Genomic DNA, 16,538 nt, shown 5'->3' with positions numbered 1-16,538 from the left:
CAGGTGCGTGCGTCGCGCAGGTTACCGGGCGTTCGGCGGCGCGTAAGGCCGCCGACAAGGCACGATGGCTGGATGCGGACGAGTACGAACACGGGCGCGAGGCGGACGGCCCGCGCAGCACTGGCAGTTCTGGCACTGAGCCTTGCCGCGGCCTGCGGATCGGGCGACGACGGCGACGGGCGTGGCGGGGATGGCGACAAGGCCCCCACGACGGCGACCGGCACCCTGGAGCAGCTGGCCCAGCAGGCGCAGTGCAAGCCGAACATCCAGACGGACGCGGCCGAGCTGCGGCAGGCCAACTGCACGACCGGCGACGGCAAGTATGTGCTGGCCACCTTCGCCACCGACCGGGGCCAGCGCGAATGGATCAACGAGGCCAACGACTACGGCGGCTCGTACCTGGTGGGACGCAGATGGGTCGCGGTCGGCGACGCCAAGGTGGTGACCGCGCTCCGCGGCCGGCTCGGCGGGACGGTGGAGACCGGCTCCGAGCACCACTCCGGGAGCACCGGTGACACTGTCGGGAGCGAGGGCGGCCACTCGGGACACGACGGGAGCTGACAGAAAACGACCGGATCGGCCCCCCTTCCAGGGGAGCCGATCCGGCCGTATCAGGTGATCGTGTCAGCGGTCACTGGCACTTCTGACCGTTGTTGATGCAGTTCACCACCTTGTTCATGAGGTTCTCGTCGAAGACGTTGATGAAGTCACCGTGGTCCGTGACCGGCTTGTGCAGCTGCTCGGGGAAGGAGTCGACCGCGAAACCGGGACCCGGCGGGACGTCGTAGACGATCCGCTGGACAAGCTGCGGAATCGCCTTGAAGCCATTGCCGCACTGGCCATTGGCGTCCGCGAAGGCCACGTGGGTGCGGTGATTGGCGCTGTCGGTGTTCTGACCGTCCCAGCAGCTCTGGAACTTGAAGGACCGCACCACCTGGCTGCCCTGGGGGCAGATCGGGTATTTGTCCTTCAGCTGACGGTCCTCGAAACCGGTGCAGCTCCACGACGCGTTCGCGTTGGCGTCGCCGTTGACGAATGCCTTGGCGTCACCGGTGATGATGCGCAGGAAGCGGGGCATCGCGGTCACCTTGCTGACCGGGTTGCCGACGAAATTCAGCGTGACCTCGGACGGAGTCTGGATCTCTCCGACGTTCTTGTCCTTGCCGCCGCCGTCCGCATTGGCGTCGTTCTCGTTCTGTCCGTTCTGCAGACGCAGCACGGGCCAGTAGTACGTGGACTTGTCGCCCTGGTTCTGGCAACTGGTGTCCCCGTTGGCGAGATCGTCGTCGCTGGCAAAAGCGTCGTTGGCCTGATTGCCGACGTAGTCGTGCATATGGTGCGCGCCATTGCTCACACCAGGGGCGACGATGACATTGTCCGGATTGAACTTGCCGTTCTCGTTCTTTCCGCACTGGGTGACGAACGAACCTCGGGAACCGCCGCGGCGCTGCCGCGGCTGCTGGACGTTGGGCTGGACGGACTGGATGTCTACGAAGTCGGATGCTTCGGGACCATTGCCGCCCTGTCCGTTGCCGTCGCCCTGATTGTCGCCCTGACCATTGTCATTGCCCTGGTCATTGCCCTGATTGTCGTCCTGGCCGCCATTTTGGTCACCATTCTGACCGCCGTCCTGGCCGTTGTCGTTCTGCCCGTTGTCGTTGTTCTGGTCGCCGTTCTGGTCGCCCTGGTCGCCGGCGTTGTCGTCGGCGCGCAGGCTGCACTGAGCGAGGGAGTCAAGTCCCTGGGGCGGCCGGCCGGACCGGCCGATCGCGATGGAAATACGCTCGATGCTCGCCGTCCGCTTGTCCTTCAGCGGATTCAGAATGGCGTTCTGAGCCAGCTGTGGATCCCGTTCGATCTCCTCCTTCTGGTCAGCGAACTGCTTGTACGCGTCGGTGATCTGGCTGTCCATCTTCGCCAGTTCCCCGTCGACCTCCGCGCGTGCCTGGTCGGGCACCTCGCGGATATCGTTCGCGACCTCGGGGCAGTCGATCGTGGAGATCTCAGCTCCGGCGTTCTTCGTCTGCGTCTGCTCGTTTCCCTGACCGGACCAGGACCAGCCTTCGCCCGCGGATGCATACACATTGACCGCGACCAGCCCACCCCCGCCCAGGATCAATGCGGCGGAGGCAACGATCGCCCGGTTCGCCAGCGTCGAGCGTTTTCTTGTGCGTCCCATGGAACTCCTCTGCTTCGTCGCCGGGTGTGGGTATAAGGGGGTCCCGGCTGAGGGAGAAGCGCGACGTTCCATACGGGTGGGGCTCATGGGGTGTTCAAGCAGAGCGGGTTTGAAGCAGCAATTCGTAGAATTCTCCAGAAGCAAACCCGGTGGATTGGGCCGAAGTCGGACGGCGGCCGGGATGGCAGGATGGGGCGCATGACCGAGATCCACACCCCCAGGCTCCTGCTGCGCCGCTGGCGCGAGGACGACCTGGCCCCCATGGCCGAAATCAACGCGGACCCGCAGGTCATGCAGTGGATCGGAGACGGCTCCGTACGCGATGCGGAGCGGACCGCCGAGGACATCGAGCGCTGGGAGGAGGAGTGGGACGAGGAGGGCTTCGGTCTCTTCGCCGTCGAACTGCTCGCCTCGGGGGAACTGGCGGGCTTCGTCGGCCTGTCCGTGCCCGCCTTCCTGCCCGAGGTGCTGCCCGCGGTGGAGATCGGCTGGCGGCTCGGCACCCCGTACTGGGGTCAGGGGTACGCCTCCGAAGCCGCCGCCGCCACACTGGAGTTCGCGCTCACGGACCGCGGCCTGGAGCGGGTGATCAGCATCGCTCGGCTGGGCAACGACGCGTCGGAGAACGTGATGCGCAAGCTCGGCATGCACCTGGACCGCGAGACGACGCACCCGGTGTCCGGCTTCCCGCTGCACGTCTACGCGATCGACCTCACCGAGTACGAGGCCTGACAGGCTGCCTACTGACGTCCCGGACGGCCAGGGCTGGGCCGCACATTCAGCCCAGCAGGCGAACCGTCAGCCGCCCAGAAGCTTTGCCTCCACGTCCCGCGACAGCCCCACCACCGGCCGGTCCGGCCGCTGCGGCGCCGTTCCCCCGATGGACTGGAGCCACGCCCACGTGTCCGCCACCGTCTCGCCGACGGGCCGGCACCGCAGCCCCGCTCCGACTGCCTTCGCGACCCCGACGTTGTGCACCGCGCCGTAGAGCTCGGGCTGCTCGGCCGAGGGGATCCAGATCGGCAGGTCCGTCCAGGGCTCGACGCCCGCCGCGAGGATCGCCTCCGCCGGCGTCCACCTGAACTCCGGCGCCGAACCCGTCGCCCGCCCGCACGCCTCCAGCAGTTCCCCGATCGTCGTATGCCCCTGCTCGCTCACCACGTTGTACGGACCGCTCAGCCCCCGCTCGGCCGCCTGGAGCATCCAGTCCGCCAGGTCGCGTACGTCGACGTACTGCAGCGGAGTGTCCCGCGGGCCCGGTGCGAGGACCGGGCCGCCGCGGGCGATCCGGTTCAGCCACCACGGCAGGCGGCCGATGTTCTCCCACGGGCCGATGATCAGGCCCGCGCGGACCAGCAGCGCGCGGTCCTCGCCGAAGGACTCGACCGCGGCCAGTTCACCGCCCCGCTTGGCCTCCGCGTACGGCACGTCGTCCGCGTCGGGAGAGCTCTCAACGACCTGGCTGGTCTCGTCGTAACCCGGGCCCGGCGGCCAGGCGTACACGGAAGAGCTCGACACATAGACATAGCGACCGGCGCGTCCCGCGAGCAGCCGGGCCGTGTCCCGCACGGCGGAAGGCGCCGCCGACCACGTGTCGACGACGACGTCCCACTCTCCCTCGGCGAGCGCCGCCAGGCCGTCCGGGGCCGTGCGGTCGCCGAGCAGCGTGGCCGAACCGGCGGGTGCTTCGTGCCGCCCGCGATGGAAGACGGTGACCTCCCAGCCGCGGGCCGACGCCGACTCGGCCACCGCACGGCCGACGAATTCCGTGCCCCCCAGAATCAGAAGTCTCATACCGGCGACTCTGCCTGGTGGTACGGCCCTTGGCACAGCGATTCCGCTGCCAGGGAAATGCGAGGGCGAGCGGCCACGAGGCCGGTGGCTATGGCGTGTACTTGTAGCCGACCCGCCGCACCGTCTGGATCGAAGGCGCCGCTCGGCGCCCAGCTTCCGGCGCAGCCGGGCCACATGGACGTCGACGGTCCGGCCGTCGCCCACGTGCCCGTAACCCCAGACTGTGGTCACCAACTGGTCGCGCGTGTGCACCCGGTGGGGGTGCGCGACAAGATGCGCCAGCAGTTCGAACTCGAGGTAGGTCAGATCCAGCGGCCGCCCGTCCACCAGGGCGGTACGCCGCTCCGAGTCGATCCGTACGGGACCGTCGCTCTGATCGCCCGGCTCCTGCTCCGGCTGCTGATCGGCCGGTACGAGGACGGACGTACGTCGTGCGCGCCGGCCGAAGACCGGGGTGAGCGGCTTTAGAGGGCCTGCGCGTTCACCGCGCGGCAACACACCCGGTCGAAGTCATGGTGCTGCCGGGAAGGCAAGAACGGCTCGAGGTCGGTGCGACCCGTCGCGATGTGCTGGTGGCTGGCCATGTGCCCATTGAAACAGATGACATGACGACCAGGCACTCCCCGTCCCGCAGCGTGCTACGGCTCGTGCTTCCCTCTCCCTGAGGCACGCCGAAGGGCGTCCACCGGCCGGACCGGTGGACGCCCTTGGAAACGGTATGACGCTGGGATCAGACCTGGCCGGCCTTCTCCAGTGCGGTGCAGCAGGTGTCGACGAGCAGCCGCGTGACGACGTAGGGGTCGACGTTGGCGTTCGGGCGGCGGTCCTCGATGTAGCCCTTGCCGTCCTGCTCGACCTGCCACGGGATACGGACCGAGGCGCCGCGGTCGGAGACGCCGTAGCTGTACTCGTTCCACGGGGCGGTCTCGTGCAGGCCGGTCAGCCGGTCGTCGATGCCCGCGCCGTAGTTCTTGACGTGGTCGAGCGGCTTGGAGCCCTCGCCAAGTGACTCGCAGGCGGTGATGATCGCGTCGTAGCCCTCGCGCATCGCCTTGGTCGAGAAGTTGGTGTGCGCGCCCGCACCGTTCCAGTCGCCCTTCACCGGCTTGGGGTCGAGCGTCGCGGAGACCTCGAAGTCCTCGGCGGTGCGGTAGAGCAGCCAGCGGGCCACCCACAGCTGGTCGGAGACCACCAGCGGAGACAGTGGGCCGACCTGGAACTCCCACTGGCCGGGCATGACCTCGGCGTTGATGCCGGAGATACCCAGGCCCGCCTTGAGGCAGTTCTCGAGGTGTGCCTCGACGACGTCACGGCCGAAGATCTCGTCCGAGCCGACACCGCAGTAGTAGCCGCCCTGCGCGGCCGGGAAGCCGCCCTCGGGGAAGCCGAGGGGACGGGCACCCTTGAAGAAGGTGTACTCCTGCTCGATGCCGAAGATCGGCTCCTGGGCGGCGAACCTGTCGGCGACCTCGGCGAGCGCGGCACGCGTGTTGGACTCGTGCGGGGTCATGTCCGTGTTGAGGACCTCGCACATCACGAGGACGTCGTCGCCGCCGCGGATCGGGTCCGGGCAGGAGAAGACCGGCTTGAGCACCCGGTCGGACGCGTGGCCCTCGGCCTGGTTGGTGCTGGATCCGTCGAAGCCCCAGATGGGCAGCTCGGCGCCGTCATCGAGTATCTTCGTCTTCGAGCGAAGCTTGGCGGTCGGCTCGGTGCCGTCGATCCAGATGTACTCAGCCTTGTACGTCACGGGGCCTCATCCTTTGCGGGTGCAGCGGTATGCCGCGCAGCTTCGCAATACGGGATTTCCCGTCCGTTGCCCATGTGTGAACCCCACGTTACGCCGGACCGGTGGCCCGGCCCGGCTTCGCGTGAGCCCCCCTTTGCACCGTCTGCCCGCTCGCCCGACGGGTCGGCTCAGTGGCTCAGCCGGCCGCCGCGCCGAAGACGCGATGCAGCTCCAGAATCCTGGCGCGGGTCTCTTCGCGGTCGCCCAGCAAGAATTTGTCGTTCCATTTCCACAGCAGCTCGCCGCTGATTTCGGCGATCATCTTGCGGAAGAACTGGCTCGTCGGCACCTGCGCCGCAGCGAAATGGTGCGCGCCCTCCTGGTCGATCAGCAGAAGGTATTCCTGACGTGCCTCGTTCACCTGCGGAAGCTCGGACAGGGATCCGATGTCCCGGCAGGCGAAGCTTTCCCGGAAGCGCGGTGCGACGGGTTGGTCCAGCGGTACGACATGGAGATGTGCGTGGTCGATTCCGCAGGCGGAACTCAGATTCGGATCGCACAATCCGTGCTCGAATGCTACGACTTCCGATGCGAATCCTTCGCGAATGACCGACGTGACATGCCTGCGCAGCATTTCAAGGCCGGCGAGCGCCGCCGGGGAGAGGTCCGCCATGGAGAGTGCGTGCTCGTCGGGGACGATGAGGACATGGCCGCGGGTCAGCGGGGCGACGTCCGCGACGACCACGAATCCGTCGGCCCGCGCCAGCACCTCGGACTGCAGTTCTTCGCGGCCGAACAGGCCCCGAAAGGGGGTGGTTTCGGCGTCGTTGAGCACATCGCACAGCAGACACTGCGGGGCGGCGTCCGGGTCCGGCGATCCGGTGATGCCCAAGGGCTGGATCGATTCCACCGCCTGGGGGTGGTGTCCGGTGCCTGGGGTGAACTTCACGGCGGTGTGCATCATGATCCCGTTTTCTTGGAGCAATGAATCGAGAGCCTCGTTCTGACCGTCGTGCTCGGCGAGTGCAACAATATGCCTGGCATTGATGCCTGCGGACCGGAGGGCGGTCATGCAATCGACCAGATGATGTCCACTCAAGGCCACATCGTGCAACAGGACGGCGCGATCGCCCTTCTCGTAAAAACCCTCGACGGGGTTGCCACGGTTCGGGCCATAGGGACTTACGTAGACGGCAGGGAAGGGTAGCAAGTCGGCCGCCGCGCTCAAAATACCGGTGGCCGCCACCTTCGAAACGGCGATCAGTGTCGGTCGCATTACCTTGCGGTTGACCAGTTCGGCCACATGGTAGGCCAGGTGGCCCGCAAGAACCCGCTGGTCGAGGGATTCCGGGGTGACGCGTGTCAGATCGAGATAGCCGGCGACCGGTGTTTTCACCGTATGTCCGACTCGCTCTTCCCGGCCGTACGAGAGGGCATAGCGGCGCAGGATGTCCAGCACCTGCGGCTCGGGCAGTTTGGGGAACGCGCGCGAGTCGAGCTGGTCACACAGCACCCGCGCCTTGAGCCGGACCCGGTCCCGTGGCTTGGCCTGTGGCGCGAGCCGGCTGAGAAGGCTCGCGATCCTCGCGCCGTTGCTGCTGACCGCGTCCAGGGTGCGCAGCCATGGCACGATCTTGGGCTCGATCTCCACCGACTCGTACACCGAGGGGTCCTGGTAGGCGGCGGGCGACCCGAGCCGCAGATTTACCACGCCGCCCAGATCCGACGGCAGATCGGGATCTCCCACCGTCACGATCGCCACCCGCGCCTGGCCCAGGCGCCCGGTGAACAAGCCGTACTCCAGCAGGACATTGCTCGCCGGGGCGTAACTGGTCGCCCCGCGCCGGGTTGTCCGGTCGTCGGGCGTGGCGATGATCAGCGCCCCGTCCGCCTCGTTGATCAGCCGTAACAGCGAGTCCAGCAGGGTCATTCCGGGCGGGAAACACTGCTGGCTCCACCACAGCAGCGGCTCCACGCCCTGCCGTGCCAGCACGGCCGCCACCGCCTGCGCGAACGGCCGGCCCTCCGTGGACGAAGCTATGAAGACGCGCGTCATGCGGGCTGCTCCTGCCGCTCACCTACCGCGGGCGCCGCCCGGCCGCGCCGCCCCCCCGTGGTGCACGGATTTTAGTCTCCGGCCATCAGCTTGCCCCCTTCCTTGAGCAGCGCCGCGTCGTACACGTCGTATACAAGGGTCCGGCCGGGCAGGGCTCCGGCGGAATCGAGGGAACGTACGGCATTCACGGGCACACTGGTCCGCATGACGAGGCCCGCGAAGCAGCTGCGTATCGGACTGATCGGCGCCGGCCCCTGGGCGGAGCGCACCCAGGCTCCCGCGCTCGCCGCGCACCGCGACGTCGACTTCACCGGGGTGTGGGCCAGACGGCCCGAGGCGGCAGCCGTCCTGGCAGGCGCGCACGGTACCGGCGCCTTCTCCGGCGACGACGGCGTGGACGACCTCTTCGCCGCCAGTGACGCGGTCTCCTTCGCGCTGCCGCCGGACATCCAGGCACCGCTCGCGGCCCGTGCCGCGGAGGCGGGCTGTCACCTTCTGCTGGACAAGCCGGTCGCCACGAGCGTGGCGGCGGCGAGAGAGGCGGCACAGGCGGCCGAGCGCGTCGGGGTCGCTTCAGTGGTCTTCTGCACCCTGCGCTTCGCCGCGGACACGGCGCCCTGGATCGCCGAACAGGCGGCGGCGGGCGGCTGGTTCACGGCTCACGCCCAGTGGCTCGGCTCGCTGTACGCGCCGGGCGGAGACAGCCCGTACGCCGCCTCGCCGTGGCGGCGTGAGAAGGGCGGACTGTGGGACGTCGGCCCGCATGTGCTCTCCGTAGTGATCCCGGCGCTCGGCGATGTGACGGAGGTGACCGCGGCGCGCGGGCCCAAGGACACCGTGCATCTGGTGCTGCGGCACACGTCTGGGGCGTCGAGCACGGCGACGCTCGGTCTGAGTGCGCCGGTGGCGGCGTCCGGCGTGCGCATCGAGCTCGTCGGCGACCGGGGGAGGGTCCAACTGCCGGTGTGGGGGGATGCTGTGCGCTCGTTCGGGGCGGCGGTGGACGCGCTGCTGGAGTCGGCTCGTACGGGACGGGCCCACGAGTGCGACATACGGTTCGGGCTGCGAGTGACGGAGATCCTGGCGGAGGCGGAGCTCCTGCTCGACCGGTGACCAGGGCGGTGCCGTACGGGGGGCACCGCCCTGGGTTCCGTGGGGCGTCGGGGTCAGCCGACGCGCTCGATCCTGGCCTTGCGGATCAGGAACTTGCCGGGCTCGCGGACCTGCTCGAAGGCCGCGTTGTTCAGCAGGGCGCAGCTGCCGGACGTCGAGGTGACCTTGACCGTGGTCGACTTGTTGTTGTCGAGGTTGGTCACCTTGAGGCTGGTGCCGATCGGGAACTGGCCACTGGAGGCGGCGGGTGCGCCGCCCTCGCCCGAGAGGGTCACGGTCGACCCGGCGCAGACGACTTCGCCGGACGCCTGGCCGCCGCCGTTCTGGTCACCGGCCTGGCTTCCGTTCTGGCCGCCGTTCTGGTCACCGGCCTGGTCGCCCGCCTGGTTCCCGCCCTGGTCTCCGCTCCCGACCTTCTCGATCCTTGCCTTGCGGATGAGGTTCTTGCCGGGCTCGCGGACCTGCTCGAAGGCCGCGTTGTTCAGCAGGGCGCAGCTGCCGGACGTCGAGGTGACCTTGACCGTGGTCGACTTGTTGTTGTCGAGGTTGGTCACCTTGAGGGTGGTGCCGATGGGGAACTGGTTGCTGGAGGCCGCGGGTGCGCCGGCCTCGCCGGACAGGGTGACGGTCGACCCGGCGCAGACGACTTCGCCGGACGCCTGGCCGCCGCCGTTCTGGTCACCGGCCTGGCTTCCGCCCTGGTCGCCGTTCTGGCCGGCGCCCTGGGCTTCCGCGGGCGGCTGAGCGGCCTCACCTCCGCCGCCTCCCACCTCGCACCCGGAAGCCGCCTGCTTCCGCTTGATCTCCTCGATGACCGCCTGCCGGTTGGCGATCCGGGCCTCGGACTGGGCGTCCGGATTGGCACGCTGGCCTGCGATGAAGCTCTCGTTGTTCTTCAGGGCCTGGGTCAGTCCGTCGCAGGCCACCGACGCGTTGCTGGTGCCGGTCATGGCCACTGCCGTACCGCCGACTACGGTGGCGGCGCCGACGAGCAGAGCGATCTTCTTCTTACCGCTGAGGGTCTTCTTGCGGGACACGTGGGACTCCTGTCGGGTCGGTTCCGTGTGTCCCTACGTACGAGTCGGCATCGCTGGTTTCTCAGCGTCCCGCCCACAACTTCCTTAACTTTCCTTAAGGTTGGCGCAGCTCAGAGGGGTCCGGTGCGACTGGCTGAGGCCGCAGCGCGGCGGCACAGCCTGTCCGGCGCCCCCGGGGGCAGGACGCTCCGAGCTAGTGCGAGGACCGGTCGAGCGCGTCCCGTACCGCCTCGTCCGTACGCCCCACGACCGCCGTCCCGTCGTCCGCCGTGATGATCGGCCGCTGAATCAGCTTCGGGTGCTGCGCGAGCGCGGCGACCCACCTGTCCCTCGAACCCTCGTCCCGCGGCCACTCCTTGAGCCCGAGCTCCTTCGCATCGGCCTCCTGCGTCCGTGTGATGTCCCACGGCTCAAGCCCGAGCCGTTCGAGCACGGCCCGGATCTCCTCCTCGCTCGGCACATCCTCCAGATAGCGCCGGACGGTGTACGAGGCGCCCTCGCCGTCGAGCAGATCGACGGCGCTGCGGCACTTGGAACAGGCGGGGTTGATCCAGATCTCCATGCCGCCACGGTACTGCTCACACGCCCCTCAAACACCCCCTGGCCAGGGCCGATTGTCAGTGGTGGCCAGTAGACTGAACAGTAGTTCGGGATGGTCCCGCCACCGCGCCAGGAGGTTGTCGATGGCTGTTGCCACACTCATGTCGAAGCCCGTGTCCGTGACTGCGTCTCTGTCCTCGTCGTCCTTGTCGTCGTCCATGTACAAGCCGCTGAAGAAGAAGCCGCTCCCGGCCGGACAGCCGCGCGAGTGGTACGTCTCCCACAACCGCCGACTCAAGGCCATGCGCCTTACGATCGCCCTGCTCGACTCGGGGATCTATCACCCGGCGACGGCCGACAACCACAAGATACGAGCGACGGCCGAGAGCATCGGGATCCACCCGCCGTCGGACACGACGTGCCGGATGGTGCGGGCGCTGATCCGTTACGGCCGCTGATCCGACGGGCCTGCTGTCCGCCGCTGTCGCCCGGGCCTTCTGGGTGACAGCGGTGGAACAGTGCTGGTTCGTCGGAAGGCTGATTCAACAAACCCCGGCGTCGCAGGGTCCGGTTGGCGCAGAACGGTGCATTCTGGTCTCACCGTCCGATTCGCCCACGGGGGAGCCATGTCGCATCCGCACCACGGCCTTCGTATCCGCGGTCTCCGCACCATCCGCAATACCGGCCGTATCCGCCGCAGATTTCTCGTCTTCGCGGCCGCCGGCGTACTGAGCGCCGGCTCCGCCCTCACCTTCGGCCCGCCCGCCGCGGCCGAACCGGCCACCTCGGTCGCGTATGCCCCCGGCGCGAGCGCGACCACCTACTCGGGACTCGCCTTCGACACCTGTACGGCGCCACCGCTGTCGGCGATCCAGGCGTGGGGCGCCTCCCCGTACCGCGCCGTCGGCGTGTACATCGGGGGCATCACCCGCACCTGCGCCCAGCCCCAACTGACCCCGTCGTGGGTCGCGTCCGTCTCCGCGCTGAAGTGGCGCCTGCTGCCCATTTACAAGGGCCTGCAACCGCCGTGCGGCGGCAGGCCCACGGACGCCAAGATCAGCCGGGCCGCCGCGACCGCCAAGGGCCAGGGCACGGCCGCGGCCGGCGACGCCGTCGCCAAGGGGAAGGCGCTCGGAATGCAGCCCGGCAGCGCGTTCTACAACGACATCGAGGCGTACTCGCAGACCGACGCGACCTGCCGGACCGGGGTGCTGGCGTACCTCTCGGGCTGGACGAAGGAACTGCACCGGCTCGGCTATGTCTCGGGCGTGTACATGAACCTCAACTTCGGGGCGAAGCAGCTCTCCGACGTGTACACCTCGACCTCGTACGCCCGCCCCGACGCGCTGTGGATCGCCCGCTTCGACTCCGTCGACTCACTCAAGGGCTGGACCGGCATCGCCGACTCCAAGTGGGCGGTGCACCAGCGGGCCAAGCAGTTCAAGGGCGACCACGACGAGACGTACGGTGGCGTCACACTCAACATCGACACCGACAGGCTCGACGCGCCGGTCGCCACCGTGGCGTACACCTACACGGCGACGAGCACCACCGCGCTCAACGCCCGCACCGGCCCCTCGACCAGCTACCCCGTCGCAAAGACATACGCGCCCCGGGCCGCCCTCAAGGTGGCGTGCCAGGCGCCGGGTTCCGCGGTCGGCACCACGGCCGTCTGGGACAAGCTCACGGACGGCACGTACGTCACCGACTACTACGTCAGCACCCCGTCCAGCACCACGTACAGTGCCCCGCTGCCGCGCTGCACGTACCCGTACCAGACCAGCGCGACGCTCGCCGAACACACCGGCGCAGGCACCTCGTCCTCCATACGCGGCACGTCCCCCAACGGGGCGCTGGCGTGGGTGGTCTGCCAGAAGTCGGGCTCGGCGGTCGGCACGACGAAGATATGGGACCGCCTTCTGAACGGCCGTTACGTCACGGACTACTACGTGGCGACCCCCAGCAACACGACGTACAGCAAACCGGCTCCCCGCTGCTGAAAGAGGGCGATCAGGCGGACGTCCCAGACGCCCACACCGGCACGACGGGGTCTCCCACCGCAAGCGTTCCCTGCTCCACGACCGCCGCCTTCATGCCGAAGCTGACCTTGTTCTCGTAGTCCGGCTCCCGCCGGTACGCCGCCAGCGTGCGGATCGGCTCCGGGCCCGCGCGCAGTCCCGTGCACTGGTCGACCAGTGGGACACTGCACCGCATCGCCCTGACCGCGTACGCGAGTCTGACGGTGCCGATCTCCAGACGGCGCATCTCGTCCTCGGCGTGCGGCTCGGCGCAGCCGTCGAGAACGATGTTCGCCCGGAAGCGGTCCATCGGCACCGGGGCCGCGCCCCGCGCCATGATCCGGGCGTTCAGGCCGTCGAGCGAGGCCTGGGACGCCACCAGCACCGCATGCGCGTCCGCGAAACCGACCTTGCCGGGCGTCTCGCCCCAGCCGTCCCGGTCGAAGTCCGAAGGCACCCGCACCAGCCTGGACTTCGCCCCCAGGACCTCGGAGAACCAGTAGGCAGCGGCATCTCCCTGATCCGCGCCCTCCCCGATGTCCCGCCCGAACATGCTCACCGGCCTCCGCTCCCCGTCCGGGTCGACGTCCAGCAGTACACTCTCGGCCCCGTCCGCGGACAGTCGCAGCGCGGCACCGCCGCCGATGATCTCCGGCCGGATCGCGGCCATGGCCGGCAGCGCCCGCTGACTGCGGAACGACCCGTCCGCGGCGTCGACGACCATGAACGTCCGGTCGTGCTCCAGCCCCATCACGCCGACCCGGGCGGACTCGACACCGGTCCCGGCGCAACCCTTGACCGGGTAGTACGTCAGCTTCTGTACAGAGATCCCCATGCGACCCGATCGTACGTGCGTGCAGCGGGGATCGGCCTTCATGGCTTCTCCTCGCCGGGCGACTGAGGCCGCAGCCGGTCGCCGAGGCGCGCCTTCACCCCGGGCCACTCGTCCGCGAGGATCGAGAAGTAGACGCTGTCCCGCCACGTCCCGTCCGGGCGCTGCTTGTGGCGGCGCAGGACGCCTTCCCGCTGCGCCCCGAGGCGGGCGATGGCGGCCTGGGACCGCTCGTTCATGTGGTCCGTCTTCAACTGGACGCGCCCCATGCCCAGTTCCTCGAAGGCGTGCGTCAGCAGGAGCAGCTTCGTCTCGGTGTTGACCGCCGTACGCCACGACGCGCGGCCGTACCAGGTCCAGCCGATCTCCAGGCGCTCGTTCTCCGTATCGACGTCCATGTACGTGGTCCAGCCGACCGCCCTGCCGGTCGCGCGCCGGATGACCGCGAACGGGACGTACGTGCCCTGTTCGGCGTCGTTCAGCAGCTCATGCAGCTTGTGGCCGAGTTCGTCCTCCGTGTGCGGAGTGGGTCCGCCCTGCCAGCGCCAGACCTCGTCGTCACCTCCGCCCGCGGCGAAGAGGTCCCTGAGGTGATCCGTCGTCAGCGGTTCGAGGCGTACGTGGTGGCCGGTCAGCGTCACGGGCTGCGGCGTCTTGGCAGGCATGACCCGAACCGTAGCCGGGTCTTGCACTAGTCGCAATTCAGTTTTGCACTAATACAAAACTGGGAGCCGTCAGGGCGACCGGCCCGCTAGGGTGCCCAATCTGTCGGACCGACCGGCCGACCGGCCGACTGACCGACTGACTGACCGACCGACTGACCGACCGACTGACTGACTGACCTACGAGGGGATCGCAGTGGCCCAGCCGAATGCCGAGGACCGCCCCCCGGCCCTTGCTCCCGCCCTCGATTCGATGACCGTCCTCGTCGCCGCCGTCATCGTCCACGACCGGGAGACCGACCGCGTCGTCCTCCTCCAGCGCGGCCCCCGTAACAAGTTCGCCCCGGGCCTGTGGGATCTCCCCGTCGGCAAGAGCGAGCCGGGCGAGCCCATCACCGAGACGGCTGTCCGCGAACTCCGTGAGGAGACCGGCCTCGTCGTCGAGGCCGAGGACCTGCGCCTCGCCCAGGTCGTCCACGGCGCCTGGGGGGTCGAGGCGCCCAACGGGTTCCTCACCGTCGTCTTCGCCGCTCACCGATGGGCCGGGAAACCCGAGAACCGCGAACCCGCCAAGCACGCCCAGGTCCGCTGGACCGACACCGCCGGCCTCCCGGACGAATTCGTACCCACGTCCGCCACGGCTCTGCGCCACTACCTGGTTGGTGGCCCGCAGATCTCACTGCGCGGCTGGGCATCCTGAGCCGATCCAAACGACCGTCGGCGCGTGTGACGTGTCACAGACATCCTCGCGGCACTGTGGGAACTTCAACTTCGTTACTTCTCAGTTGAGTTCGGGCGTTGAGAGGATCGAATGAGCACTCTGGAAGCTGTCACGCTCGACCAGGTGGTCGACACGGCCCGCTATCCCCTGTCGGAACTCGAAAGCGCCGAGGGGCAGGCCGTCGTCTCCCGTGCCCGGCGCGAACTGTCGACCCTCGGCTGCACCGTACTGCCGGACTTCATCCGCCCCTCACTCCGCGATGTCCTGCGGCAGGAGTGCTCCGCCATCGCCCCGCGCGCGCACTTCGACACCGAAACCGTCAACGTCTACAACATCCCCGTGGACTCTGCGCTGCCAGAGGACCACCCCGGCCGGCGGACCTTCCAGCGGGGCAACGCGTTCGTCGCGCGGGACCGTATCCCCGCGGGCTCCCTCATCAGCCGGCTCTACTCCCACGCCGCGTTCCAGAGCTTCGTCGCCCGCTGCTTCGAGCTGCCGCAGCTTCACGAGCTGGCCGACCCGCTCTCCGGGCTCGTTCTCAACGTCGTCGAGCCCGGCATGGAGCACCCCTGGCACTTCGACACCAACGAGTACACGGTCAGCATGCTCACCCAGGAAGCCAGGGCTGGCGGCGTCTTCGAGTACTGCCCGAACATCAGGTCGGCGCAGGACGAGAATTTCGACGACGTCCGCGACGTCCTGGACGGCCGGGGCGAGCGGCTGACCCGGAGCCTGTCCCTGCATCCCGGTGACCTTCAGCTGTTCAAGGGCCGCTACTCGCTGCACCGGGTCAGCCCCGTGCGGGGCGAGGTCGCGCGCCACTCCGCGATATTCGCCTACAGCGAGCGCCCCGGCGTCATCGGGAGCGTGCCACGGACCCGCCAGCTCTTCGGCCGCGTACTGCCGGAGCACATGGCGGCCGAGGGCCGCGCAGTCCGCGGCGACCAGCTCCTGGACTGACGGTCGTCGCAGGCCCTGTCCCCCCACTCTGCGATCCACGCGATCCATGGAGGAGTAAGCCCTGTGCGTTTCGACGCGACCGGAAAAGTCTCGCTCGACCACATCTACACCCAGCCCGATCCGCGCGCCTACTTCAGTGTGCTGCGCCCCCTCGGCTACTGCGTTCCCCAACTGGCCAAGCCCTACTTCGCGAAGCTCATCAAGGAGTACCGGGACTCCCAGCACGTCGCCGTTCCGAAAGTGCTGGACATCGGCTGTTCGTACGGAATCAACGCCGCCCTGCTGAAATACGACGCGACGATGGACGAGCTGTACGCGCGCTACGGCGACGAGGAGCGCGAAGGGGAGAGCCGTGATGCCCTGCTTGCCCGGGACCGGCAGCTGGCCCGGTCCCGACAGCCCGCGCAGCCCGTACGCTTCGCCGGCCTCGACACCTCCGGCAGCGCGCTTTCGTACGCGCTCGAGGCCGGGTTCCTCGACGACGCCGTGCACGCCGACCTGGAGGCGAACGAGCCCACACCGCGGCAGCGCGCCCAGTTCGCCGGGACGGACCTGGTGATCTCGACGGGCTGTCTCGGCTACGTCACCGAGCGGACGCTCAAGCGTGTCGTCGAGGCGCAGGGCACTCACCGGCCCTGGATGGCGCACTTCGTGCTGCGGATGTTCCCGTTCGACCCCGTGGAGCAGGCGCTCGCGGAACTCGGCTACCGGACCGTCCATGTCGAAGGCGTCTTCAAGCAGCGCAGATTCGCCTCTTCGGAGGAACAGACGCTCGTCCTGGACACGATGTTGTCCAACGGGGTGGATGCGCGTGGCCTGGAGGCGGAAGGCTGGCTGTACGCACAGCTCCACATTTCCCGGCCGCACCGCCCGTCCGGCCCCAACGATCCGAATTGA

At 68.6% G+C, this 16,538-nt stretch carries 16 protein-coding genes and 1 pseudogene; 8 read left to right on the top strand and 9 right to left on the bottom strand.

Translation table 11 applies throughout. From position 1 onward, the window contains the following. Nucleotides 1-72 precede the first annotated feature (72 nt). On the top strand, nt 73-561 hold the full coding sequence (locus FBY35_RS27620; RefSeq protein ID WP_142216678.1) for a hypothetical protein: 489 nt from the start codon (nt 73-75) through the stop codon (nt 559-561). Between the two features lie 70 nt (nt 562-631). Here the strand turns inward: FBY35_RS27620 and FBY35_RS27615 are convergent, their stop codons facing one another. After that, nucleotides 632-2,179, bottom strand: coding sequence for a DUF1996 domain-containing protein (locus tag FBY35_RS27615; RefSeq protein ID WP_142218198.1), 1,548 nt, complete (start codon nt 2,177-2,179; stop codon nt 632-634). 198 nt (nt 2,180-2,377) lie between these two features. On the opposite strand from FBY35_RS27615, the gene FBY35_RS27610 reads away from it, so the two are divergent. Further along, nucleotides 2,378-2,911 carry a GNAT family N-acetyltransferase gene (locus FBY35_RS27610; protein ID WP_142216677.1) on the top strand — a complete coding sequence of 178 codons (534 nt, stop codon included), beginning with the start codon at nt 2,378-2,380 and terminating at the stop codon, nt 2,909-2,911. Between the two features lie 66 nt (nt 2,912-2,977). Here the strand turns inward: FBY35_RS27610 and FBY35_RS27605 are convergent, their stop codons facing one another. The 4 genes and pseudogenes from FBY35_RS27605 to FBY35_RS27595 all read right to left on the bottom strand — a co-directional run bounded on the left by FBY35_RS27605 (nt 2,978) and on the right by FBY35_RS27595 (nt 7,758). Further along, nucleotides 2,978-3,973, bottom strand: coding sequence for an NAD-dependent epimerase/dehydratase family protein (locus tag FBY35_RS27605; protein WP_160159325.1), 996 nt, complete (start codon nt 3,971-3,973; stop codon nt 2,978-2,980). A gap of 201 nt (nt 3,974-4,174) precedes the next feature. Beyond that, nucleotides 4,175-4,300: pseudogene (locus FBY35_RS38130) on the bottom strand (winged helix-turn-helix domain-containing protein); the annotation flags it as partial. 403 nt (nt 4,301-4,703) lie between these two features. After that, complete coding sequence (gene glnII, locus FBY35_RS27600; protein WP_142216675.1) at nt 4,704-5,723, bottom strand: glutamine synthetase; 1,020 nt, start codon at nt 5,721-5,723, stop codon at nt 4,704-4,706. A gap of 175 nt (nt 5,724-5,898) precedes the next feature. Continuing rightward, a complete protein-coding gene (locus tag FBY35_RS27595; RefSeq protein WP_142216674.1) occupies nt 5,899-7,758 on the bottom strand; it encodes a TIR domain-containing protein in 1,860 nt (619 codons plus the stop codon). Between the two features lie 204 nt (nt 7,759-7,962). On the opposite strand from FBY35_RS27595, the gene FBY35_RS27590 reads away from it, so the two are divergent. After that, the gene (locus FBY35_RS27590) at nt 7,963-8,871 is read left to right on the top strand and encodes a Gfo/Idh/MocA family protein (protein ID WP_142216673.1); all 909 of its coding nucleotides are present in this window, start codon (nt 7,963-7,965) and stop codon (nt 8,869-8,871) included. Nucleotides 8,872-8,924: 53 nt separating this feature from the next. On the opposite strand, the gene FBY35_RS38125 is transcribed toward FBY35_RS27590, so the two are convergent. Continuing rightward, on the bottom strand, nt 8,925-9,491 hold the full coding sequence (locus FBY35_RS38125; protein WP_399209496.1) for a hypothetical protein: 567 nt from the start codon (nt 9,489-9,491) through the stop codon (nt 8,925-8,927). A gap of 610 nt (nt 9,492-10,101) precedes the next feature. Then, complete coding sequence (locus tag FBY35_RS27580; protein WP_142216671.1) at nt 10,102-10,470, bottom strand: arsenate reductase family protein; 369 nt, start codon at nt 10,468-10,470, stop codon at nt 10,102-10,104. A 196-nt stretch (nt 10,471-10,666) separates the two neighbouring features. Here FBY35_RS27580 and FBY35_RS27575 point away from each other — a divergent pair, with 196 nt between their 5' ends. Together FBY35_RS27575 and FBY35_RS27570 are read left to right on the top strand one after the other, a co-directional pair. Then, nucleotides 10,667-10,906 (top strand): hypothetical protein, encoded by a 240-nt coding sequence (locus FBY35_RS27575; protein ID WP_399209494.1) that lies wholly within the window; start codon nt 10,667-10,669, stop codon nt 10,904-10,906. 168 nt (nt 10,907-11,074) lie between these two features. Next, nucleotides 11,075-12,448 (top strand): glycoside hydrolase domain-containing protein, encoded by a 1,374-nt coding sequence (locus FBY35_RS27570; RefSeq protein ID WP_142216670.1) that lies wholly within the window; start codon nt 11,075-11,077, stop codon nt 12,446-12,448. A gap of 10 nt (nt 12,449-12,458) precedes the next feature. On the opposite strand, the gene FBY35_RS27565 is transcribed toward FBY35_RS27570, so the two are convergent. Both FBY35_RS27565 and FBY35_RS27560 read right to left on the bottom strand, forming a co-directional pair. Further along, entirely contained in the window at nt 12,459-13,301 is an 843-nt protein-coding gene (locus FBY35_RS27565; RefSeq protein WP_142216669.1) for an MOSC domain-containing protein, read from the bottom strand. Between the two features lie 38 nt (nt 13,302-13,339). Further along, on the bottom strand, nt 13,340-13,963 hold the full coding sequence (locus FBY35_RS27560) for a GNAT family N-acetyltransferase (RefSeq protein WP_142216668.1): 624 nt from the start codon (nt 13,961-13,963) through the stop codon (nt 13,340-13,342). A gap of 193 nt (nt 13,964-14,156) precedes the next feature. On the opposite strand from FBY35_RS27560, the gene FBY35_RS27555 reads away from it, so the two are divergent. The 3 genes from FBY35_RS27555 (at nt 14,157) to FBY35_RS27545 (ending at nt 16,538) form a co-directional block, all read left to right on the top strand. Then, nucleotides 14,157-14,660, top strand: a complete 504-nt coding sequence (locus FBY35_RS27555; RefSeq protein ID WP_260848834.1) for an NUDIX domain-containing protein — start codon at nt 14,157-14,159, stop codon at nt 14,658-14,660. Nucleotides 14,661-14,771: 111 nt separating this feature from the next. Further along, nucleotides 14,772-15,641 (top strand): arpA protein, encoded by an 870-nt coding sequence (locus tag FBY35_RS27550; RefSeq protein ID WP_142216667.1) that lies wholly within the window; start codon nt 14,772-14,774, stop codon nt 15,639-15,641. 63 nt (nt 15,642-15,704) lie between these two features. Next, nucleotides 15,705-16,538 (top strand): class I SAM-dependent methyltransferase, encoded by an 834-nt coding sequence (locus tag FBY35_RS27545; protein WP_142216666.1) that lies wholly within the window; start codon nt 15,705-15,707, stop codon nt 16,536-16,538.

Source organism: Streptomyces sp. SLBN-118, from assembly GCF_006715635.1.
Classification (GTDB): domain Bacteria; phylum Actinomycetota; class Actinomycetes; order Streptomycetales; family Streptomycetaceae; genus Streptomyces.
This window is presented reverse-complemented; position numbering and strand designations above follow the sequence as displayed.